The organism is Pseudomonas sp. AC083 (assembly GCF_979253165.1).
Window position 1 is genome coordinate 1 of sequence record NZ_CEEDDH010000130.1, and the last position, 273, is coordinate 273.

Consider the following 273-nt stretch of genomic DNA (forward strand, 5'->3'; position numbering starts at 1 on the left):
TCATCAGCATCTTCCTGCTGACTCTTTGTGACAATGACGACCATCCCCTGCGCCTGAAGAGAAAATACTTCAACAGCAATCGGTCCATTCGCTTCAAAACCGAGCTCCTGATTCGCCTCGTTCATCATGTCTTTAAACAGCTGATGGACTTTGAACGAATCTTTCCAAAGGTCTTCTTTCGTAAGACCTCGGTCTGTCAGGTCATCTAGTGTGAGAAAAATTTTGATTTTATTATAATTCAGACGCTCCAGTCGCATAACGTTCCCTCCTGCC

At 44.7% G+C, this 273-nt stretch carries 1 protein-coding gene; it reads right to left on the reverse strand.

Going from position 1 to position 273, the window contains the following annotated elements:
• The coding region (locus AC0IXA_RS27470; RefSeq protein WP_471814908.1) for an adaptor protein MecA at positions 1-257 on the reverse strand (257 nt) is incomplete at its 3' end.
• Positions 258-273 lie beyond the last annotated feature (16 nt).